A 20,940-nucleotide genomic window follows, 5' to 3' on the forward strand; every position below is an offset into this window, starting at 1 on the left:
TCCTTCCGCGCAAACCCCTCTACGGTGTGAGCGTGAGCAGCAGCGGCCTCATCTACGCAGTCATCGTCGGGGCCTGGGCCGCCTACTTGGTGCCGATGTGGCTCCGCAGGCAGGACGAGCTCAACGAAGCCCGTCCGACGGAACGCTTCAGCACCGCCATCCGGCTGCTGTCCGGCCGGGCGGCGATGGAGCGCCGTTACGCCAAGGAGCTGCGGGAGCGCACCGCCGAAGAGGCGGGGCCCGAGGTCGACCCGGACCGGGAAACGGACCGTATGGAGTCCGTGGACGTCCGGGCCTTTGCCGCGCCTCCGGCGCACACGGAAGCCCGGCTGAGCGACCCGGCGCACGCGCCCGAGCGCACCCCGGGCCACCGGGCATCCGACCGCCCGGCGCACGACCGGCGCCCCGGCAACCAGCCCCCGGACCATCAGCACCCGGACCGCCCGGCGCACGAACGCCGGTCCGGCGAGCGCCCCGCGGAGCACGTGCCTCCCGCCCGGCGGCGCCCGAGCCCCGGTGCGGCCGACGCCGAGCGGGCCAGGCGCGCCCGGCGCTCCCAGGTCCTGGCGCGGCGCAGGCGGACCACGATCGTTCTCTTCCTGGCCTTCACCCTCGGCGCGATCGTCGCGGCGGTCGGCGGCCTCGGCTTCCTCTGGGCCCCCGCGGTGCCGGCCGTGCTGCTGAGCACGTACATCGTGCATCTGCGTGCCCAGGAACGCCGGCGGTTCGCCTTCACGATGGACCGCCGCCGGGCCGAGGACGCGGCGCAGCGGCTGCGCGAGAACCGCCCGCGCCGCAACCAGCCCGCCGCCCCCGACTCCGCCGAGCCGGACGACGACTCCGAAGCGCACCACGCGGAGCCGGAACCCACCCCCACCGTCTCCCCCCAGGAGGCGGGCCGCCGCGCCCTCGTCGAGCAGACGGACCACGCGGAGTGGGTGGACCAGCAGCGCGAACGCGGCCGCGTCCAGGGCGACAGCTGGGAGCCCGTTCCCGTACCGCTGCCCACCTATGTCACCGCGCCCGTCGCCCCCCGGGCCACGGGCGGGGTGGAGGTCGGCGACCCGGAGACCTGGAGCGCGGCCCGCTCCAGCACCGCCGAGCCCTCCCAGACGGGCACGTCGCACCCGGCGGCCCCGGCCCCCGCGGTCGACCCGGCCCCGCGCCAGCGCACGAACCAGTCCCGCCGCAACCGCGACCGGGGCCGGACCCCGCTCTTCGACCAGTACGACGACGAGGACCGGCCGCGCGCGGCCAATGAGTGAGGCCCCCGGGGACGCCCGGGGGCACCGGGAAACCCGACACCGCTGACCAGCGGAGGAACGGATTTCCAAGCACCCCGGTGAGGGTGCTAGAGTTTCACACGTCGCAAGGGCCTGTGGCGCAGTCTGGTAGCGCACCTCGTTCGCATCGAGGGGGTCTGGGGTTCAAATCCCCACAGGTCCACAAACGACAGTTCTTGAGTAGCTCTCAAGAACGTCACGAAATCCCGTCCGGTTGCATCAACTGGGCGGGATTTCGCGGTTATCGGGCTGGGTACGCTGTCGCGCCCCCCGACTGCTCCGGCGCCGCCGCCAGCGTGTTGGCGTCGGGGCAGATGCCCCGCCGAAGTTCTCGTGGTGGCGCCGCGTGCCGGGGATCCTGGACAGCTCCGGCTGCCAGTTGTGCGGCGAGATCCCGTTCTCCGAGGAAAACCGCACGCCGTCAGGGGTGTTGAGCACCAGCGAGTGGTTGCCATCGATGTCGTCCGGACCGGCCCGGGCCCGTGCAGGGCGTCGCCGGGTCCGGCGTAGTTGCGCGGGACCGTCCGCTCGATCACCTTCCCGCCGGTGGCCCCGGCGGTCGGCTTCCGCAGGTGGCGAAACCGGGGCATCAAAGTTCACGGGCCACCACGGCGGGCCTCAGGTCGTGGCTGGTGACCGGGACGGGCTCGTCCTCGGAGGCGCCCGCCCCCGGAGGGATCGCGAACCGTCCCAGGAACTCCGGTTCTCGCGCGCCGTTCCGTTCCGGGCGGTGGCCGTTCGGGGGAGTGCGGCGTGCCGGGGGGCGTGCACGCGGGCAGAGTGGAGGGGAACGGTGGCCCTGGCCGCCCAGGGATCGGGACGGAGTGTGGGGTCCGATGGCAGCCAGGAGCGACGACCCTCTCGACGTGGGGCACTCGGCGGGGCTCGTGGTGGACGCGAGGGGGACGATCCTGAGGTCCACGCCGGCGGCGGAGTCCCTCCTCGGGCGCTCGGCGGCGGAGCTGAGCGGTGGGCGGCTCCAGGACCTCCTCGCGGTGCCCGGGAGCTGGCCGGCGCTCCTGGAACAGCGCGACGGGCCGGTGTGGGAGGGGCGGGCGGAGCTGGCCCCGCACCTCGGGGGCGAGGTGGAGTTCCGCGTGCTGCCCCTGAGCGGCGAAGGGCCGGCGGAGGAGTTCCTCGTGCTCGCCGCCCCGCAGGTCCTGGCCGCACAGTGGCGTCAGGGCCACGCCTTCCTGCGCGAGCTGTTCCTCCAGGACCGCATCGGCCTCGCGGTGTTCGACAACGAGCTGCGGCTGGTACGGACGAACACCCACCTCCTTCCCTACCTGGGTGTGCCGGACGAGCTGTACGGGGCCCGCCTGGGCGACTTCCTCCAGGAGGCGGACGCCCGGGCGGTCGACACCCGCCTGCGGGACGTCCTGACGACGGGGACCCCCCTGGTCGGGTTCGACATCGACGTCCACACACAGGTCGAACCGGGAGCGGGAAGGACCATGTCCATCTCGGCGTTCCGCCTCCAGGGGGCGAACGGCCACGTCATCGGCGTCACGGGGCTGTTCGTCGACGTGACGGACCAGAAGCTCTCCCGCCTCCGGCTCGATGTCCTGCACCGCGCGACGGCGGTGCTCAGCACGACGCTCTCCGCCGCGGAGAGCGCCCAGGACCTGGCGGACGTGCTCGTTCCCGCACTCGCCGACGTGGCGGTCGTCGATGTGGCCGAGGCGGTCTTCACCTACGACGAACCCGCTCCCGAGGACCACGGCGACCACCTGCTGCGCCGCACGGCGGTGGCCGGCGCCGCCCCCGGCGGCTTCGCGACCGGCACGGTGTTCGACGTGAGCACCGGCGGGACACTGTCCGACCGCATGTGGTCGCACCGGTCGGAGGAGGGCGCCGAGCCGGCCGACGTGCTCGGCCGGCCGCACGGGATGAGTACGTGGCTGCGAGCACGAGGATCGCTCCTCGGCCGTATCCGGGTCGGCCGGGGCCTCGACCGGCCGCCCTTCACCGGCGACGACCTCGACCTGCTGGCGGAGACAGCCTCGCGCGCCGCCCTCGTCGTGGACAACGCACGCCGCTACGCCCGCGAGCGGAACGCCGCGGTGGGGCTCCAGCGCAGCCTGCTGCCGTCCTCGACGACCGACACGGCCGCGGCGCACACGGCGAGCGTCTACCTCCCGACGGATACGGCTACGGGGGCCAGCGGCGACTGGTTCGACGTCATCCCGCTGTCCTCCGCCCGGGTAGCGCTGGTCGTCGGCGACGTGGTGGGGCACGGTCTCCGGGCCACGGCGACGATGGCGCGTCTGCGGACCGCTGTGCGGACCCTGGCGGACCTCGACCTCGACCCCGACGAACTGCTGACGCACCTCGACGACCTCGTGTCCGAGCTCGCGATCGGCACCGAGGACGCCGAGGCCTCCTTCGGGTCGTTCGGTGCGACCTGCCTGTACGTGACGTACGACCCCGTCACCCGGCAGTGCCTGGCGGCCAGCGCGGGGCACCCGCCGCCCGCCCTGGTGGCTCCGGACGGCACCGCAGCCCACGTCGACCTCAGCCCCGGTCCGCCGCTCGGGGTCGGTGGCCTGCCGTTCGAGCCCGTGGCGTTCGAGGCGGCGGACGGCAGCGTCCTCGCGCTCTGCACGGACGGCCTCATCACGCGCGGCCGCCCCGATCCCGACGAGGGGATGGCCGCCCTCCGGCACGCGCTGTCGGCGGCGCTCGCATCCGGCCGGCCCCTGGAGGAGATCGGCCCCGAGGTGGTCGGGGAACTGGCACCCCGCCCGCTGGCCGACGACGTGACGCTGCTGCTCGCCGGGGTCCGCGGGGTGGCCCCGCAGGACCACGCCTCCTGGACCCTCGCGGCGGACCCGTCGGTGGTGTCCGACGCACGCGCGCACGTGCTGGCTCAGCTGTCGCTGTGGGGCCTGGACGACCTGGCCTTCACCACGGAGTTGGTGGCCAGCGAGCTGGTCACCAACTCCGTCCGCTACGCGGGCGGGCCCATCGGGCTGCGCCTGATCCGCACGTCCTCCCTGATCTGCGAGGTCTCCGACGTCAGCAACACGCAGCCGAGGATGCGCCGGGCCCGGGACACCGAGGAAGGCGGCCGCGGTCTGTTCCTGGTCGCGCAGCTCACCGACCGGTGGGGAAGCCGGTACACGCGCTCCGGCAAGACCATCTGGACGGAGCAGGCGCTGCCACCGGGCCCGTGACGTCCTGCCCGGTCCGCCACCTGCGAGCGTGCCCCGGGCGTCAGCCGGTGCGGTTGTAGATCGCCGTACCGGGGCAGGCCGTGAAGCCGAGGCGCGTGCCGCAGCCGGAGTACTGGGCGGATCCGTTCCACCACGCCCAGCCGCCGATCGTACGGCCGTTCAGCCAGGTGTACCGGCCGTTGTAGTTGGCGTCGTACGTGCGCAGGGACCAGTGCACGTGGGCGCCGGTCGCGGAACCGCCGGCGCAGGTGTCGGTGCCGATGCTGCCGAGCAGGGCACTGCGCGCGATCGACGTCCCGTTGTAGTAGGTCGTGTTCCGCAGGTGGTAGTAGTCCGTGGAGAAGCCGCCGGGGTGGATCACCCGGGTCCACCCGCCGCCCGCGCCGCACATCGAGGTGGCCGTACCCTCCCGTGACGAGCGCACCAGACCACTGGCGTTGCCGCCGGCGAAGTCGAGGGCGCTCCAGTAGCCGGTCGCACCGTCGTGTGCGTGGGGGCCGCCGGTCAGGGTCATGTAGTAGTCGGGCATCCAGGGCAACAGCAGTCCACCGGTGTTGGCCAGGGCGCCGGCCGGCGCGGCCTGCGCGTCCGGGGTCACCTCGCGTTCGGCGTAGGCCTTCATGGTCCGCCGCTCCGCCGCGCCGACCAGCGGGGATCGGGCCACATGGTCGGCGAACTCACGGTCGCCCTCCAGGCCCGGGACCCACCGCCCGTCCGTGCGGTGGGCGATGTAGAGCCAGCCCTCCGGTGCGCCGTGCCGCGTGCGGGACGCCTCGACGTAGGCGACGCCGCGGGCCCAGTCGCCCGAGACGTCGCGTACGTCGACGACCACCTTGCGGCCCTCGTCGGCGAGTTCGCCGACGGCGGCACTCGGGGCGAGTTCCCTGGCGTCGTGGGACCGCGAGAGGACGTCCGCGGAGACGGCGTCCAGCAGCGCCTCGCGTTCGGCGCCGAGACGGTCGGCGACGGCGGCCGGCATCTTCACGACCACCCCGGCGGACGGGTGCCCGGGGCCGGGCGAGGAGCTCGCCGGAGCGGCGGGGGCGGCGGCGAGCAGGCCGGTGACGGCGAGGGCGGTGGCGGAGAGGGCGGTGACGGCGGTCCTTATGTACGCGGACACACTCGGTCTCGGCAGCACGGGCAATCCCCTGTCTCTGGTCAGCCGGTCAGGTGCATATTGTCATGGACCTGACTGAGTGTGGGTCCCTTGTCAACGCGCGTCAACCAGGCAGGAGTTCCGTCATTTGTCGGCCCAATGGCGGCGAGGCCCGGAGCGTCGTTCCTCCGCCGGTGGAGGTCATGAGTTCGGCGCACGCCGTGGGCGGGCCGCGCGAACCGGCAGGATGGGGGAGACCGACGGCCCCTTCCCGGGGCGGCACGAGGAGAAGGCCACCCGCCATGACCACGAAGCCCACGCCGTTCGACGAGCTCGACCGGAAGATCGTCGCGACCCTGATCGCGAACGCCCGGACGAGCTTCGCCGAGATCGGCACGACCGTCGGGCTGTCGGCCACCGCGGTCAAACGCCGGGTCGACCGGCTGCGCGCCACGGGGGTGATCACGGGGTTCCGGGCGACCGTCCGCCCGGCCTCGCTAGGCTGGCGCACCGAGGCGTACATCGAGGTGTACTGCGACGGCGCGGCGCCGCCCAGGCGGCTGTCGGAGGTGGCGCGCAAGTACCCGGAGATCGTGGCGGCGATGACGGTGACCGGGGCCGCCGACGCCCTGTTCCACATCAGGGCCACCGATGTGGAGCACTTCGAGGAGGTGCTCGAACGGATCCGCAGCGAACCCTTCATCCGCAAGACGATCAGCTACATGGTGCTGTCCCACCTGCTGCCGGACAGCCCGGAGGCGGGAGTCAGTGAGTCCGCGCCGGACGCCGGAGAGGGGGTGGGCGGTGGCGGTGACGCACTGAACCTGCTCTGAGTGACGTATCTGCGCAGCATTCCTGCGTATGTGTGCAGCTTTTCGTTCTTGTCGGGCGTGCGGGCTGCTTTCTACGGTGATGACATTCCCATCGTCGCCCGGAGAAGGCGGAGGAAAGCCGTGCCCGTAGAACGTGGCCCGCTGGGCCGTGGCCCGAGCCTCAGGCGCTATCTGATGTGCGAACCCCGCCATTTCGAGGTGCGTTACGCCATCAACCCGTGGATGGACACCGGCACGCCGGTCGATCTCCCGCTCGCCCGTGACCAGTGGCTGACCCTGGTCGAGGCGTACCGGGCCCACGGCCACACCGTCGAGACGATCGCCCCGGTCGCCGGTCTGCCCGACATGGTGTTCGCGGCGAACGCGGCTCTGGTCATGGACGGCAAGGTCTTCGGCTCGTCCTTCCACGCGCCCGAGCGGCGGCCCGAGGCGGCGGCGTACGCGCAGTGGTTCAAGGAAGCCGGGTACGAGGTCCGCCCCTCCCGGTCGGTCTGCGAGGGCGAGGGGGACCTCGTCCCGGCCGGACGGTACGTACTGGCGGGAACGGGCTTCCGTACGCACAGCTCCGCGCACCGCGAGGCGCAGGAGTTCTTCGGCAGGCCCGTGATCGGCCTCGACCTGGTGGATCCGCGCTTCTACCACCTGGACACGGCTCTGTTCCACCTCGGCGGGGAGCCGGACGGCGGCGGGGCGGACGCGGGGAACATCGCCTACTACCCGGCGGCGTTCTCCCCGGGCAGCCGTGAGGTCCTGCGGCGCCTCTACCCGGACGCGGTCATCGCCACGGAGGAGGACGCCCTGGCGTTCGGCCTCAACTCCGTCTCCGACGGCCTCCACGTCTTCGTCGCACCGCAGGCCCGCGGCCTGATCGACGAGCTCGCCCGCCGTGGCCATGTCCCCGTTCCCGTCGACCTGTCGGAGTTCCGCAAGGCCGGCGGGGGCATCAAGTGCTGCACCCAGGAGATCCGCTGATGACCGACACCGTCACCCCTTCCCCCGCCGCCTTCGGGACGCGCTCGTCCAAGCAGCTGATCCGGGCCGAGGCCCCGGTACTCGCCCACAACTACCACCCGCTGCCCGTGGTCGTCGCCCGCGCGGAAGGCACCTGGGTCGAGGACGTCGAGGGCCGTCGCTACCTCGACATGCTGGCCGGCTACTCCGCTCTCAACTTCGGCCACCGCCACCCCGCCCTCATCGAGGCCGCGCACCGCCAGCTCGACGAACTCACCCTCACCTCACGCGCCTTCCACCACGACCGGCTGGCGGGTTTCGCCGAGCGCCTGACCGCGCTGACCGGCCTCGACATGGTGCTGCCGATGAACACCGGCGCCGAGGCCGTGGAGAGCGCGGTCAAGGTCGCCCGCAAGTGGGCGTACGAGGTCAAGGGCGTCGCACCGGACCGGGCGACGATCGTCGTCGCCGACGGCAACTTCCACGGCCGGACCACGACGATCGTGAGCTTCTCGACGGACGGGACGGCCCGCGCCGGCTTCGGCCCCTTCACCCCCGGCTTCCGGATCGTCCCGTACAACGACCTCGCCGCCCTGGAGTCCGCCGTGGACGAGACGACGGCGGCCGTGCTGATCGAGCCCGTCCAGGGCGAGGCCGGCGTGGTCATCCCCGACGACGGGTACCTCACCGGGGTCCGTGAACTGACCCGGCGGACAGGGTGCCTGTTCATCGCCGACGAGATCCAGTCGGGCCTGGGGCGCACGGGCCGCACGCTGGCCGTCGACCACGAAGGCGTGGTCCCGGACATGCTGCTCCTGGGCAAGGCCCTGGGCGGTGGCATCGTCCCGGTCTCCGCCGTGGTCGCCCGCCGCGAGGTGCTCTCCGTGCTCGGGCCCGGTGAACACGGCTCGACGTTCGGCGGCAACCCGCTGGCGGCGGTCATCGGTTCGGCCGTCCTCGACCTGCTGGCCACCGGCGAGTTCCAGCGGCGGGCCGCCGAGCTGGGCGAGGTGCTGGACCGCGGTCTGGCCGCCCTCGTCGGCGCGGGCGTCACCGGCTACCGGGCCCGTGGACTGTGGGCGGGCGTGGACATCGACCCCGCGATCGGCACGGGCAGGGAGATCAGCGAGCGGCTCCTCGCCGAAGGGGTGCTGGTCAAGGACACCCACGGCTCGACGGTCCGGCTGGCGCCGCCGCTCACCATCACCGAGGAGGAACTCGGTTCGGCACTGACGGCGTTGGCGAAGGTGCTGGCGTAACGGCGTGCCGCGCCGGGCAGGGGTGCGGTCCCGGTCATGTACGCCGGGCCGCACCGCTGCCGTACGAGCGGGGCGGTCGCCCCACGAGCCGGTCAGTTCGTGACGGCGGGCTTCTCCGGCGCCAGCGAGTTGCCCGCGGGGATGCGGCCGCAACTGGTGGGGGCGGTCTTGCCCGCGAACCGGTCGTCGAGCCAGGACATCGCACGCGGGGTCCAGTACGGCATGGCGCCGAGATGGCTGAGCAGGTTGTACTGCTCGTACCGGATCGAGGAGTTGCCGGTGGCGCAGTACTGGTTGGCGAGCGCCCGCACGTCGCCGGCGACCATCACACCGTCGCCCGTGCCGATGCCCGGCGGCCTGTTGAACGTTCCCTCCAGCACGCCCGCGTTTCCCTGCCCGATGAAGCCGGGGACGGTCGGGGTGGCCGCCTCGCCGAGGTTGACCTTGTTGACCGCGTCGACGAAGGCGGGAATGGAGTTGGGGTCCTTGTACTCCGGCTTCGCCAGGTCCTTCCAGGTCATCCCCGGGTAGCGGCCCAGGGCGTCGACGATCGAGCCGTGTTCGAGCTCGTCGAAGACCGCGATGCCCTTCGGGTTCAGATAGCGCTGGATGTCGATGCCGTAGGCACGGGACACGCCGATGACCGCCATCGGCATCACGCCGTTCCACACCAGGGAGCCGTCGACGTACTTCAGGTTGTGCGCGGGGGCGACGAGCAGCCCCGCTTCGGCGAAGCCGACCAGCCGCTGGTTGACGTCGGGTGCGTACGTGGGGGCCAGGGCCGCCGCCCAGTTGGTGGCGATGGCCCCGCCGGAGTAGCCGAGCAGACCGAACCGGGTGCCGCTGTGCAGCCCCGTCGCCCCGGTCCGGGTGCTCGCCCGGATCGAGTCGAGGGTGTTCGTCCCGTACGCGGGACCGGCCGCGAACTCGGCGGTCTGGCCCTCGGTGTCGGGGATGACGAGGTCGTAACCCTTGAGCAGCAGCGGCGCCATGACGATGGACTCGACGTTGGCGATGATTCCGCCGAGGGTGACCTTCCCGGCGATGGCGCGGGAGGGGCCGTCCTCGGGGTCGAGGGAGTCGTAGAACGACTGGTACGAGACGGCCTTGCTGCCGTCGCCCCGGTGACTGCGGACCACCGTGGTCACGTTGGCCGACGGCCGGCCCTGGGCGTCGGTCGTGCGGTAGAGCAACTGGACGGCCTTGACCGGCGTCGGGATGCCGAGGACGTGGTAGTCCAGCGTGCGCTTCTTCAGCACGTCGCCCGGCGCGTACGAGGACAGCGGCTCGCTGCCGTCGTAACGGTAGAACGGGTCGGACGCCCTGCTGTCGGTCTGCGCGGCTGCGGCTGCGGCTGCCGCTGGCGCGACGGTGGCGGGCGTGGCCCAGGCCGTCGGCGCCGCGCCGACGGTGAGAGCGGTGACGACGGCGACGGCCAGCAGGCCGACGGTGCTCCGGTTCATGATTCCCCCGGTATCCGAATCTGGGTGGACGAGGCGGCACTACCTGGTGGGCACAGTGGCATAGCCCTTACCGCGAGGTAACTTACTGGGGGTAACGGTGCGGCGTACAGATGCGCGCGCAGGCTTCTCGGTCGCGGCGGCGCGTGCGGCGCCCGGGGCGGGCCCCAGGTCCTGTCCGGCGGATCGTGCCGGGGGCGCGGGGCTCGGCACGCGTCTGCGGCGTACGAGGGGCGTCGACCGGATCTGGTCCGATCCTCCGGACAGACCCTAGGATGGCTCCTCATGGGCTCCCTCACCGACGACGTGCCGTTGCTGGAGTTGCTGTGCGCTGCTGACGCGGTGCGGGTCCCCGGCGAACTGGAGTCGTCGCGCCCTCACGAGAACGCTCCCGACGCGGTAGTGGACACATACGCGGTCGACGGCGGTCGGCTCCTTCTCACTCTGTGGCGCGGCCGGCTGCATGAGGTGATCTACCAGACCCCGGCGGAGTCCGGAGAAGACGCGTTGCGGCGCAATGACCGACTGTTCGCGCACTACGGACAGGGCGACGGCTGGACCGAGATTCTCGACAACGGTTTCGGCAAGACCTATCGCCGTGCCGATCAGCAGCGGTACGCACTGTGGAGCTACGTGATGGACATCGCGACCTTCGGCACGATGGACTTCCATCAGGTCCAGTGGTAGATCCCGTTCACCACCACGCGGTGATCACACCAACGCCCTCCCCGGCCACCCGGCGGCGGCAGACGCGGCTCCAGAAGTGACCACGCACGATGCGTCAGGTCCCCCCGACTCAGGACCAGGCCAACGGCCCGTCGGTCAGTAGGTCGCATGACCCGCCGGACGGGACCTGATGCTCGTTCCGGGACAGGTCCGCCAGCAGGAGCAGATGCTCCGGGGCCACCCCGGCGATCGCCTCGACCACCTGGTCCCAGGGGCCCAGGGCCAGTGCTTCGACGAGCAGGACGCGGCCCCGCGGGGTGGGGCCGTGGGCACGGGCGACGGCCGCGAGGGCCTTGCTCCGGTCGCCCGGGTCGGTGATGGCGTCGGCCAGGGCGTGGGCTTCGTGCGTCGCGCCCGCCCGGACCGACGCGCTGACGATCTTCTCCATGGCCCTGTCGCGCAGCCCCGGTCCGGGGATCTCGTCGAGCAGGGCGACCGCGCCGGGGAAATCACCTCCGGCCGCCATGCCCGCCGCGATGTGCATGAGGCTGCGGTCGCCTTCGACGGTGCCCGTCAACTCCTCGGCGAGTCGCCCCGCCTCCGCGTGTTCGCCCGCCCGCACCAGCTTCTCCACGACACCGGAGCGGAAGTCGTCCAGCACGTCGTCCGGCAGGGAGCTGACGAGAGCCAGGGCCTTGTCGAAGTCCCCGGCCGCCAGACAGGCGCCGGCCGCGCAGTATCTGTGCCACCCCTGCTGGTACGCGCTGTCCAGGGTCTCCGCCCTGTCGAGGAGTTCCCGAGCCACCTCCCTCGCCAGGTCGGGGCGGCCTGTCTCACCGAACGCCTCGGCCACGCGTTGCAGGGAATCGGCGTGTTCCAAGTGGTGCGCCTGCTGCCGGGTCTCTTCCAGCAGGGCGGACAGCACGGCCACCTTGTGGTCGTCCTGGCCGATCGCGTGCAGCCCGCGCGCCACGTCGACCAGGCGCAGCAGCCGGAGGTATCCGCTCTCCGCTTCGGCCGACTCTGCCGCCCGGTCGACGAGCCGGTGTGCTTCCCACCCGGCACCCGCCGCCGCCAGAGCCCGGGCGACGGCGATCTGCGCGGTCACATCGCCCCGGGGCGTCGTGCCGTTCCGGGCGAGAGCCGTCGCTGTGGCCGCCACGGCCTCGGCCTGTTCCCTCTCGCCCGCCCGGAGCAGGAAGTCCGACGCGTCGGTCCGGAACCCCGCCTGCCAGGCCTGGTCGGACACTGCGTCGGTCAGCGTGAGAAGCCGCCGGGCCAGCCGCGAGATCTCGGCCGGGGCGGCCGGCGGCGCCGTCCTCCTTCCGACGGCGACCAGAATCCTGGCCACGTCGATCGGGTCGGTGAGGCGGTCCGCGACCTCCAGCGCCCAGGACGGGTCGCCGGCGTGTGCCGCCGCCCTGGCGGCGGCACACAGCCCCTCGTCACGGTCGGCCGGGTCGGACAGGATCCCGGCGACCTGCTCCGCGCGCTCGTACTGCCCGGTCGCCGCCAGGCCCGCGGCGACCTGAGGGAAGAGCCACTCGACGCTTCGGGGGTCGTCGATCGTCTCCGCCAGCCCGGCCGCGTCACGGGCGATGCTCGCGGCACGCCGCGCCAGACCCGGTGCCGGTGCGAGGCGTACGGCTATGTGACCCAGATTCTGGGCCTGCCGGAACGTCCCTTCGTCGTCCGAACGGTTCCGGACGGCCAGGTCGACCGTCTCCTGCGCCCGCCCCTCGTCTCCGAACAGGGAGAACGCGCAGGCCAGATCGGCGTACAGCTCGCCCTGCTCGACGCCGCGAACCGTCGCGACGGCCTGCACCGCCTCGGTGAGGTGCGGTGTGATCGTCTCCGCCCCGACCCGCCCGTGCGCCGCGTGGTCGTCGGCCGCCCGCCTGACCGTCGCGACGAGAGCCTTCGCCGGCCGGTCCGTGCCCTCCATCCTCGCGACCGTCCGGAACGCCTCGCCGTAAAGGCCTGCTTCCGCCAGGCCTTTCGCGACGGCCTCAAGGAGGAGGGCCTCGTCCTCGGGGTTGTCCGCGTCCGCCGCCAGCGCGTCCGCCCGCTCCCGGTGGCCGGTCGCGGCGAGACAGGTGGCGACAGTGGTCAGGGCGCTCACCCGGTTGTAGGAATCCCGCTGCGACTGCGCCAGGCTGATGGCCCGGCCGGTGTGCCCGAGCCGGGCCCACAGGCCGATGAGGTCGGCGGGCAGGACAGCCGTCCGCTCGTGCAGCCCGTCGCGGGCGGCGGCCAGGCGCAGAGCGGCCGAGACGTCCAGGTCGCCGCTCTGCCTGCCCTGTCCCAGCAACTGGTCCAGTGAGGCCGACAGCTCGCCGAGCGCTTCCAGGTCCGCGCCGGTGACCTGCCACAGCCGCTCGTGCCGTGCGGTGTCGCACACCAGCTCCACCAGCTGCCCGGTGCTTCCCAGTTCCCGCAGGAGCCGTGCGTAACCGCGCAGCAGGTACTCGGGCGTCGTGGCGGGCCAGCCCGCGCTCCGGTACGTCCGGGCCCACGTGTGCAGCCGTGTGCGGCAGTCCGCCAGCTCCGCGTCCGTGATCAGGTCCGCCGCGCTGCGCTGGATCTCCTCGTGGGCCAGGAGGTAGACCGCGGGACCGTCGGACGCCCAGTGAACGGAGCGCCGCCGGAAGCTGCGCCCGGTCACCGCCGACAGTTCGCGCTCCACGAGGCGGGTCCGGCTTCCCGTCAGTTCGGCGATGTCGCTCGCGCTGAGGCCACCGCCCGCCGCCACCGTCAGACCGACCAGCTCACGCCCCAGTCCGCCGCCTTCGAGCAGCCGCAGCAGGTTCTGCTCCGCGTCCCAGCGGACCACCTGGGCGTGCGGGGAGGGCGCCAGCCAGTGGTTGATCTCCGTGGTCCGCAGCGGGTGGTCGCCGGGCACGTCGTCCGGAACGGGCGGGTGCGGGCGTCCGGCCACGATGATCCGCATGCCGTGCGGGGGCGTACGGGGCAGCAGCGCGGCGATGCTGTGGCAGTCGGGACCGGCGGTGACGCCGTGGTCCTCGTCCAGCCCGTCCACCACCAGGACGAGCCGTCGGCCCTCCGCCGCGCAGTGCTCCGCCGCACGGTCCATGGCGAGCCGCAGCTGTTCGTCCCGGGTGGCCGGCGTGCTCAGCGGCTCCTCCTCCCGCAGCAGGGCGTACAGCTGCCGCTGGACGACCTCGCAGAAGGCGGCGGCGTCGTTCTGGCCCGCCATGCGGGAGGTGATGAAGAACGCCACGACGTCGATTCCGGGCGGCGGATTCAGGACGAACTCCGCCAGCAGAGCGGACTTTCCGGCCCAGGCGGGGGCCAGCCAGCGCCAGTAGTTCTTTCCTGCCACGGCCCGCGAAGGTTCCTCCGTGCTGAAGGACGCCAGTTCCGAAAGCTCGGCGCCACGGCCCCGGAAGTCGGCCGCCGCCATCCTCTCGACCTGGAGCAGATAGCCCGATACTGCGGGCCGTCGCGAGGAGGAGGAAAGGGTCACCGGACCGGTGATGACCCCGGTGTTGGAGAGGGCCGCGCCCCCTTGCGCCGACGCGTCGCCCGTTTCCTTCGCCCCGATCCTGCCGCCGGTCACAGCTCCGCTACCCCTGCCGGAATCCGGTGTTCGCGCTGCCTCCGTCGGCCTCCGCTTCGCCGGTGTCGCTGACGGAAACCGAGCCGGGTGCGGTGGGGGAGGACGGGGCGACGAACCCGGTGTTGGCCTCGCCGCCGCCACGGGCCACCGCCCTTCCCGTGCCCGAGACCTGCACGTCGGGGCCCCGGGCCGGGCCGAGTGCCCCGTACACGCCGACTCCCAGGGCGGCCACGCCCACCACGGCGGAGACCACTCCGGCCACCTGGTCGGCCCGGTCCCAGCTGAGGAAGGACAGCGTTCCCGCGAGCACGGCGACCGCCAGGCCCGTCCACATCAGTACCGTTCTTCGGCCTCTGTTCACGCCGGTGTCCCCCCTCATTCGGAAGGCAACTCTACTGCTGGGAAAGGGTGATCGGGGTGGACTCCCGGGCGGCTTCCGGGGCGGGCGTACGGCCCGGCGCAAAGGTCCGCACCAGCGCTTTCCGCCGTTCTCTCTACAGTTCTCGGCCAGTTCTGTAGAAAAGAGCTCCACCGCCCCTTCTTGTCGCGGCAGTTCCGGCTGCGCCAGAGTTCGAGTCGCGGCGACAGGAACATGTCATCGCCGCCAGGCAGTGTCCATGGAACACATCGCGCTTCCCCAGGCGCGGTGTGGCCACCCCCCCCATTGTCTGGACGCTCGCCTGCGTAGCGGAAGGAATCGCGTGAAGCACGGAAAGAAGAACGCGCGCAGATACATCGTGGCCGCCTCGATCGGCGCCCTTCTGTCGGCCGGAGTCGCCACAGGGGCCTACGCCGGTACGGCGGAGGAGGCCTCGGCGCCCGCGGCGGCGCCGGCCTACCAGCCGGAGATGGTCAAGGCGCTCGCCGTGACCCTGGGCGTCAGCGAGAAGGCCGCGATCGAGCGGCTGGACCGCGAGGCCGAGCAGCAGGACCGGTTCGCACAGCTGCGGAAGGACCGGGTCGACACGCTCGGGGCCTTCTTCGCCAAGGACGGTTCGCTCGTCGTCAACGCCGCCGACGCCGAGGCGGCGAAGGACGTCCGGGCCGCGGGTCTCAAGGCCCGGGTCCCCGAGCGGGGCGAGGGCGAACTCGACCGCATCAAGGCCCAGCTCGACGCCAAGGCCCTCAAGAGCGCCCCGGCCGGGGTCTCCGCCTGGTCCGTCGACCTCGCGTCGGACACCGTGACCGTCGAGGTCAACGGCGACACCGACGCCGCCACCCGCAGCTTCCTCAAGGCCGCGAAGAGCAACGGCGACGCCGTGCGCGTCGTGAAGGGCCAGGAGAAGCTGGAGACCCAGGCCGTCGTGCCGCCCGGCAGCCGGATGACCTTCAACGGCTACCTCTGCTCGGTCGGTTACGGCGCCAAGGACCGCAACGGCAATCAGGTGCTCGTGACCGCCGGGCACTGCATCGAGGATCTGCCCGAACTGGCCTACAACGGCACCCGGTTCGCCAAGGGCACCCACACCCGGTTCGCGCTCGGCACCCGCAGCGTCGACATGGGCATCGCGGCCGTCGACGCCGGCAGCTCCATCGGCCTCGACATCACCACGTACGGCCGGGCCGGCACCGTCCCGGTCCGGGGCAGCAAGCGGGCCCCCTCCGGTGCGGCGCTCTGCAAGTCCGGCCAGACCACCCAGTGGACCTGCGGCAGGGTCGGTTCGTACAACGTCAGCGTCACCTACACCGACCGGAACGGCGGCCCCGACACCGTCGTGACCGGCCTGGCCAGCTCCAGCGTCTGCACCCAGGGAGGGGACAGCGGCGGCGCGTACGTCTCCGGTGACCAGGCCCAGGGCATGACGTCCGGCGGCCCGAGCAACCAGCGCTGCAACGGCCAGGTCAACGCGCGCGGCTCCTCGTACTTCCAGCCGCTCGACGACGCCCTCGCGTACTACGGGCTGACCCTCAACACCAAGTAGTCCCACCGCAGGAACAGACCGGCAGAAAAGGCCACCCCCCAGACGCGGGAGACCGTCCACTCATCCTGGGCGGTCTCCCGTTCCATTGGGCCCCGTCGCGTACTCCCAGGCCACCCCGTGGACACCGGGCTTGCACCGGGAGGTGAGCACATGGACGTCGTGCGCCTCGCTCAGCGGGATACGGCGGCGGCCCCGGGGCGGGTCGCCGACCTTGTCCCGGACGTAGCGGTGGCAGTCGGCGGGCAGGGCGCCGGGGTGGAAGAAGACCTGCTGGAGGTATTCGTGGAGGTTCGTCCGCGACCAGCGTTCGTAGTGCGTGGCCGGGGTCTCGGACGGGCTCACCTCGACCGCGTAACTCACCACCGTGGTGTCCAGCTTGGCCAGTTGCCGACCGAAGTGGATCTCCAGCACCAGGGACTTGAGCCCCTTCAGGTACGTGGCCTCCGCCAGGCGGCCGCAGGTGACCTTGATGTCGACCGGCTCGGCGGCCTCGTCGTCGAAGCTGAGGACGAAGATCGCCCGGTCCGCCCCCGCCCGCTTGGCCCGCAGCACGTTCGTGGTGGAGATCCCGCTCAGCGTGCCGCTTTCGCCGACCCTGACGATGTCGTGGACCATCAGCGAGCTGGTCTCCCGGTTGAAGTGGCGGAAGCGCGCGCCGAGCGCCTTCTCCACCACCGAGTCCTCGCCGAGGATCTGGAGCGCCGCCCCCTCCGCGTCGGGCGGGGTGGTCCGGCCGCGCGGGCGGCGCGGGCCGAGCAGCGAGCGCAGCGACCCGGCGGGCAGCTCCAGGATCTCCTCCAGCACGTCCACCGCCTGGAGGGAGCGGGCCCGCTCGGGCTGGCTGCGGCCGCGCTGCCAGCTGCTCAGGGTGGCCTGGCTGATGGTGATGCCGCGCACCCTGAGCCGTTCGCTCACCCGCTCCAGGGAGAGCCCGCGGCGGTTCAGCGCCTCCCGCAGGACCCCGGGGAAGGTGTCGGCTCCGGTCGCCGCCGCGTGCAGGGCCGAGGTGGTGATGGCCTCGCCCGTCCGCGCGGCGGTGGCGTGCGCCTCGTCGGTGTCCGTGTCGCTCGACATGTCTCTCCCCGCTCCCGGCACTCTCCCGGCGGGACTGCCTGCCGGCCCCCGCATACTGGTTGACCACTGGACGGGGGGCGGATAACAAAACCCCCAGGGGTGACCTGGCCCACATTCCGGTGGCGAACCCGAACGAAGGGCGTGAACGGCGTGGACAGCACCGCTCTGGTCATCGCGGCGAGGAACGGCGACCGGGCCGCCGGGGAGCGGCTGGCCGCACAGTATCTCCCGCTGGTCTACAACGTCGTCGGGCGCGCCCTCAACGGCCATCCGGACGTGGACGACGTGGTCCAGGAGACCATGCTCCGGGCGCTCTCCGGCCTGCCCGCCCTGCGCGATCCGGCCCGCTTCCGCTCCTGGCTCGTCGCCATCGCCATGAACCAGGTCCGCAGCCGCTGGTCCAACCTCGGCCACCGCCCCGCCCCGCTGGAGGAGACCAGCGACCCGGCCGACCCCGCAGCCGACTTCGTCGACCTGACGATCCTGCGCCTGGAACTCTCCGGGCAGCGGCGCGAGACGGCCGAGGCGACCCGTTGGCTGGACGACGCCGAGCGCGATGTGCTGTCCCTGTGGTGGCTGGAGACGACCGGCGACCTCACCCGGTCCGAGCTGGCCGAGGCGCTCGGTCTCTCCCCGCAGCACGCCGCCGTACGCGTCCAGCGGGTCAAGAACCAGCTCGACGTCGGCCGCACCGTCGTCCGGGCCCTGGCCTCCGATCCCCGCTGCCCGGCCCTGGAGGACCTGCTGGGCGACTGGGACGGTACGCCGACGCCGCTGTGGCGCAAGCGGATCGCCCGCCATGTACGGGGCTGCGCCTCCTGTTCCGACGGCAGTGCGGGGCTGGTCCCGCCGGAGGGCCTGCTCTCCGGGCTCGCCCTCGTGGTGCCGCTCTACGACAGCGGGCAGCAGGTGGCGGTGGCCGTCGCCTCGTCGGCCGCCCCCGCCACCGCATCGGCCACCGCCGCCGCTCCGTCCGCCTCCGGCGCCGCACACGCCGCCCCGGCCGCCTTCTCGGCCGGGAAGGCGGCCGGGCTCATGGCCGGGGCTGCCGCCGTGACCGCCCTCGCCGTACTGATCTGGCCCTCCGCCCCCGCCGGGCCCGAGTCCCGGGGCGGCGGGGCCACCTCCAGCCCCGCGCCCGCGCCCCCGCCCGCGGCCGCCTCCGCCTCCGCCGAGCCGGGCCCCAGCCCCTCCGCGGTCTCGCCCACGCCGACCCCGGGCAGGACCGCCACCACCCGGCCGCCCACCGTCCCCCCGTCGCCCTCCGCCTCGCCGGCGCCCGCGCCGCGCCCCGGCCCGGACGCCCGCGTGGTCACCCGGGTCAACACCCTGCGCGCCGCGAACGGCTGCCCGGAGCTGGAGACCGACCCCCGGCTGACCGAGGTCGCCCAGCGGCACTCCGAGGACATGGCCGCGCGGAACTACTTCGACCACACCGACTCCTCGGGCCGGGGAGCGGGCGACCGGGTCGGTGCCGCCGGCTACGACTGGTCGGCCGTCGGGGAGACCATCGCGACCGGCATGAGCGATCCGGCGGCGGTCGTCGAGGAGTGGCGCAACAGCCCCGGCCGCGACGACGACATCTTCAACTGCGCCTTCGTCCACGTGGGCGTGGGCATCGCCGACTCCCCGCGCGGCCCCTACTGGACGCAGGTGCTCGCCACCCCGAGGTGAGCGGCCGGGCCGATGGTCAGTGGCGGGTGCCAGACTCGGCCGGCATGGAGAGCGTGGAGAGCAGCGTGCAGCTCAGGAATGTCGTGCCCGAGGACCTGGAGGTGTTCCTCGCGTACGAGCACGATCCCGAGGCGGTCCGGCGGTCGCGTTTCACTCCCCGGGAGAGGGACGCGTTCATGGCGCACTGGAAGACGCGGGTGCTGGGGGACCCCGCCAACTTCGTGCAGACGGTCGTCGTGGACGGGGAGACCGCGGGGAACATCGTGGCCTGGTGGGAGGAGGACCGGCGCTTCCTCGGCTACTGGCTCGGCCGTCCGTACTGGGGCCGGGGCATCGGCACCGAGGCGTTGACCGCGTTCCTGGAGCGGGAGACGGCCCGCCCGCTGTACGCGGACCCCGTCTCGGGCAACACCGGCTCCGTACGCCTGCTGGAGAAGTGCGGGTTCACGGTGACCGGCACGGTGCGGCACGGGGAGGACGAGCACGTGGTCCTGGTGCTCGGCGGGGGTGTGTGACCGGCCGCCGGGCCCCGTGACGCGGCGGGGGCGCGTGCCCGGCCGCGCGGTCCCCGTGGCCGCTACGGCTGCCGCAGCGGCTTGGCCATGCAGATGCTGCTGTCGTACGTCCGGTAGTGGCCGAACTTCACGTCGCAGACGGTGTAACCGCACGAGGTGTACAGCGCGACGGCCTCGGGCTGCTGGTCGCCGGTCTCCAGGACCATCCTGGTCCGGCCCGCGGCCCGGGCGTCCTCCTCCAGGGCGGCGAGCATCCGCCGGGCCAGGCCCCGGCCCCGGCCCTCGGGGATCACGAACATCCGCTTGATCTCGGCGTCGCCGTCCTCGTAGCCGTCGGCGTTGCGGTTCTGGGTCCGCCAGCCGCCGGTCGCCACCGGGCGGACCTGCTCGTCGTAGGCGAGCAGATACAGACCGTGCGGCGGCACGAACATCGACGGGTCGAGCGGTGTGACATCGCCCTCGTCGCCGTAGCGCTCGGCGTATTCGAGTTGCACCTGGTCGTTGAGTTTGACGGCGTCGGGGTGGTCGAAGGGCCGAGATTGAATAAGCATGCTGAGTATCGTATATCTGTGCGCTGGGGTGGAGTAGGTACTGTTCGGGGATGCTGACCGTTACCAGTGTGAATGTTAATGGGCTCCGGGCCGCCGCCAAGAAGGGCTTCGTCGAGTGGCTGGCGGCGACCGACGCCGATGTGGTCTGCCTCCAGGAAGTGCGGGCCGAGTCGGCTCAGCTGCCCGAAGGGGTGGGCTCTCCCGAGGGGTGGCACACCGTCCACGCGCCCGCCGCCGCCAAGGGCCGCGCGGGCGTCTCGCTCTATTCGCGGCACGCCCCTGAGCGGATCCAGATCGGCTTCGGCGGCCACGGGGCCCCCGGGGCGGAGGAGTTCGACACGAGCGGCCGGTACGTGGAGATCGACCTCCCCGGGGTCACGGTCGCGAGCCTGTATCTGCCCTCCGGTGAGGTCGGCACCGAGCGCCAGGACGAGAAGGAGCGCTTCATGGCGGCCTTCCTGCCCTACCTCCAGGGTCTGAAGGCGCGGGCGGCGGCGGACGGACGCGAGGTCGTGGTCTGCGGCGACTGGAACATCGCGCACCAGGAGGCCGACCTGAAGAACTGGAAGGCCAACCGCAAGAGCTCCGGCTTCCTCCCCGAGGAGCGCGCCTGGCTGACCCGGGTCCTGGAGGAGGCCGCGTACGTCGACGTCGTGCGGTCGCTGCACCCGGATGTCGAGGGGCCGTACAGCTGGTGGTCCTACCGGGGCCGGGCCTTCGACAACGACGCCGGCTGGCGCATCGACTACCAGATGGCCACCCCGGGGCTGGCCGGGCGTGCGGTGAAGGCCTGGGTCGAGCGGGCGGCCACGCACGGCGAGCGCTGGAGCGACCACGCGCCCGTCACGGTCGTCTACGAGCGGTAGTGCCGTCGGGGGCCGTCGCGCGGCCCCTGCGGCG

Annotated in this window: 16 protein-coding genes and 1 tRNA gene; 11 read left to right on the forward strand and 6 right to left on the reverse strand. The window is 72.6% G+C overall.

Translation table 11 applies throughout. The features are described from left to right. Positions 1–32: 32 nt before the first annotated feature. The 3 genes from sepX to IE145_RS11625 all read left to right on the forward strand — a co-directional run bounded on the left by sepX (position 33) and on the right by IE145_RS11625 (position 4,459). On the forward strand, positions 33–1,265 hold the full coding sequence (sepX, locus tag IE145_RS11615) for a divisome protein SepX/GlpR (RefSeq protein WP_189520832.1): 1,233 nt from the start codon (positions 33–35) through the stop codon (positions 1,263–1,265). Positions 1,266–1,372: 107 nt separating this feature from the next. Beyond that, positions 1,373–1,446: transfer RNA gene (locus IE145_RS11620), tRNA-Ala, on the forward strand. Positions 1,447–2,119: 673 nt separating this feature from the next. Next, positions 2,120–4,459 (forward strand): ATP-binding SpoIIE family protein phosphatase, encoded by a 2,340-nt coding sequence (locus IE145_RS11625; protein ID WP_189520833.1) that lies wholly within the window; start codon positions 2,120–2,122, stop codon positions 4,457–4,459. A gap of 40 nt (positions 4,460–4,499) precedes the next feature. Here the strand turns inward: IE145_RS11625 and IE145_RS11630 are convergent, their stop codons facing one another. Next, complete coding sequence (locus IE145_RS11630; protein ID WP_189520834.1) at positions 4,500–5,597, reverse strand: M23 family metallopeptidase; 1,098 nt, start codon at positions 5,595–5,597, stop codon at positions 4,500–4,502. A 260-nt stretch (positions 5,598–5,857) separates the two neighbouring features. On the opposite strand from IE145_RS11630, the gene IE145_RS11635 reads away from it, so the two are divergent. The 3 genes from IE145_RS11635 (at position 5,858) to rocD (ending at position 8,598) form a co-directional block, all read left to right on the forward strand. Then, the gene (locus tag IE145_RS11635; RefSeq protein WP_189520835.1) at positions 5,858–6,388 is read left to right on the forward strand and encodes an Lrp/AsnC family transcriptional regulator; all 531 of its coding nucleotides are present in this window, start codon (positions 5,858–5,860) and stop codon (positions 6,386–6,388) included. 174 nt (positions 6,389–6,562) lie between these two features. Next, positions 6,563–7,360 carry a dimethylargininase gene (gene ddaH / locus IE145_RS11640; protein WP_189520882.1) on the forward strand — a complete coding sequence of 266 codons (798 nt, stop codon included), beginning with the start codon at positions 6,563–6,565 and terminating at the stop codon, positions 7,358–7,360. Continuing rightward, the gene (gene rocD, locus IE145_RS11645) at positions 7,360–8,598 is read left to right on the forward strand and encodes an ornithine--oxo-acid transaminase (RefSeq protein ID WP_189520836.1); all 1,239 of its coding nucleotides are present in this window, start codon (positions 7,360–7,362) and stop codon (positions 8,596–8,598) included. Before ddaH ends, rocD begins: the two co-directional genes overlap by 1 nt. A gap of 92 nt (positions 8,599–8,690) precedes the next feature. Here the strand turns inward: rocD and IE145_RS11650 are convergent, their stop codons facing one another. After that, positions 8,691–10,061: a lipase family protein gene (locus tag IE145_RS11650; protein ID WP_189520837.1), complete on the reverse strand. Its 1,371-nt coding sequence runs from the start codon at positions 10,059–10,061 to the stop codon at positions 8,691–8,693. A 282-nt stretch (positions 10,062–10,343) separates the two neighbouring features. Here IE145_RS11650 and IE145_RS11655 point away from each other — a divergent pair, with 282 nt between their 5' ends. After that, a complete protein-coding gene (locus IE145_RS11655; RefSeq protein ID WP_189520838.1) occupies positions 10,344–10,745 on the forward strand; it encodes a hypothetical protein in 402 nt (133 codons plus the stop codon). Positions 10,746–10,854: 109 nt separating this feature from the next. Here the strand turns inward: IE145_RS11655 and IE145_RS11665 are convergent, their stop codons facing one another. Both IE145_RS11665 and IE145_RS11670 read right to left on the reverse strand, forming a co-directional pair. Then, positions 10,855–14,304 carry a hypothetical protein gene (locus tag IE145_RS11665; RefSeq protein WP_189520839.1) on the reverse strand — a complete coding sequence of 1,150 codons (3,450 nt, stop codon included), beginning with the start codon at positions 14,302–14,304 and terminating at the stop codon, positions 10,855–10,857. A 7-nt stretch (positions 14,305–14,311) separates the two neighbouring features. Continuing rightward, positions 14,312–14,638: a hypothetical protein gene (locus tag IE145_RS11670; RefSeq protein WP_189520840.1), complete on the reverse strand. Its 327-nt coding sequence runs from the start codon at positions 14,636–14,638 to the stop codon at positions 14,312–14,314. A gap of 367 nt (positions 14,639–15,005) precedes the next feature. On the opposite strand from IE145_RS11670, the gene IE145_RS11675 reads away from it, so the two are divergent. Then, positions 15,006–16,226: a S1 family peptidase gene (locus IE145_RS11675; RefSeq protein ID WP_189520841.1), complete on the forward strand. Its 1,221-nt coding sequence runs from the start codon at positions 15,006–15,008 to the stop codon at positions 16,224–16,226. 60 nt (positions 16,227–16,286) lie between these two features. Here IE145_RS11675 and IE145_RS11680 read toward each other — a convergent pair whose 3' ends face one another. Then, positions 16,287–17,300, reverse strand: a complete 1,014-nt coding sequence (locus IE145_RS11680) for a helix-turn-helix domain-containing protein (RefSeq protein ID WP_189520842.1) — start codon at positions 17,298–17,300, stop codon at positions 16,287–16,289. Positions 17,301–17,441: 141 nt separating this feature from the next. Here IE145_RS11680 and IE145_RS11685 point away from each other — a divergent pair, with 141 nt between their 5' ends. Together IE145_RS11685 and IE145_RS11690 are read left to right on the forward strand one after the other, a co-directional pair. Next, entirely contained in the window at positions 17,442–18,974 is a 1,533-nt protein-coding gene (locus IE145_RS11685; protein WP_189520843.1) for a sigma-70 family RNA polymerase sigma factor, read from the forward strand. A gap of 44 nt (positions 18,975–19,018) precedes the next feature. Further along, the gene (locus tag IE145_RS11690) at positions 19,019–19,489 is read left to right on the forward strand and encodes a GNAT family N-acetyltransferase (protein ID WP_189520844.1); all 471 of its coding nucleotides are present in this window, start codon (positions 19,019–19,021) and stop codon (positions 19,487–19,489) included. Positions 19,490–19,551: 62 nt separating this feature from the next. On the opposite strand, the gene IE145_RS11695 is transcribed toward IE145_RS11690, so the two are convergent. After that, positions 19,552–20,040 (reverse strand): GNAT family N-acetyltransferase, encoded by a 489-nt coding sequence (locus tag IE145_RS11695; protein WP_189520845.1) that lies wholly within the window; start codon positions 20,038–20,040, stop codon positions 19,552–19,554. Between the two features lie 50 nt (positions 20,041–20,090). On the opposite strand from IE145_RS11695, the gene IE145_RS11700 reads away from it, so the two are divergent. After that, on the forward strand, positions 20,091–20,906 hold the full coding sequence (locus IE145_RS11700) for an exodeoxyribonuclease III (RefSeq protein WP_189520846.1): 816 nt from the start codon (positions 20,091–20,093) through the stop codon (positions 20,904–20,906). Positions 20,907–20,940 lie beyond the last annotated feature (34 nt).

Origin of the sequence: Streptomyces sindenensis (assembly GCF_014649035.1) — a bacterium.
Lineage (GTDB): Bacteria > Actinomycetota > Actinomycetes > Streptomycetales > Streptomycetaceae > Streptomyces > Streptomyces sindenensis.

Excerpts from the sequence above, each read along its gene's own strand:
- IE145_RS11700 (WP_189520846.1), top strand. The coding sequence starts at position 20,091 with ATGCTGACCGTTACCAGTGTGAATGTTAATGGGCTCCGGGCCGCCGCC.
- IE145_RS11635 (WP_189520835.1), top strand. The coding sequence starts at position 5,858 with ATGACCACGAAGCCCACGCCGTTCGACGAGCTCGACCGGAAGATCGTC.
- IE145_RS11655 (WP_189520838.1), top strand. The coding sequence starts at position 10,344 with ATGGGCTCCCTCACCGACGACGTGCCGTTGCTGGAGTTGCTGTGCGCT.
- ddaH (WP_189520882.1), top strand. The coding sequence starts at position 6,563 with ATGTGCGAACCCCGCCATTTCGAGGTGCGTTACGCCATCAACCCGTGG.
- rocD (WP_189520836.1), top strand. The coding sequence starts at position 7,360 with ATGACCGACACCGTCACCCCTTCCCCCGCCGCCTTCGGGACGCGCTCG.
- IE145_RS11625 (WP_189520833.1), top strand. The coding sequence starts at position 2,120 with ATGGCAGCCAGGAGCGACGACCCTCTCGACGTGGGGCACTCGGCGGGG.
- IE145_RS11690 (WP_189520844.1), top strand. The coding sequence starts at position 19,019 with ATGGAGAGCGTGGAGAGCAGCGTGCAGCTCAGGAATGTCGTGCCCGAG.
- IE145_RS11650 (WP_189520837.1), bottom strand. The coding sequence starts at position 10,061 with ATGAACCGGAGCACCGTCGGCCTGCTGGCCGTCGCCGTCGTCACCGCT.
- IE145_RS11670 (WP_189520840.1), bottom strand. The coding sequence starts at position 14,638 with ATGTGGACGGGCCTGGCGGTCGCCGTGCTCGCGGGAACGCTGTCCTTC.
- IE145_RS11695 (WP_189520845.1), bottom strand. The coding sequence starts at position 20,040 with ATGCTTATTCAATCTCGGCCCTTCGACCACCCCGACGCCGTCAAACTC.
- IE145_RS11680 (WP_189520842.1), bottom strand. The coding sequence starts at position 17,300 with ATGTCGAGCGACACGGACACCGACGAGGCGCACGCCACCGCCGCGCGG.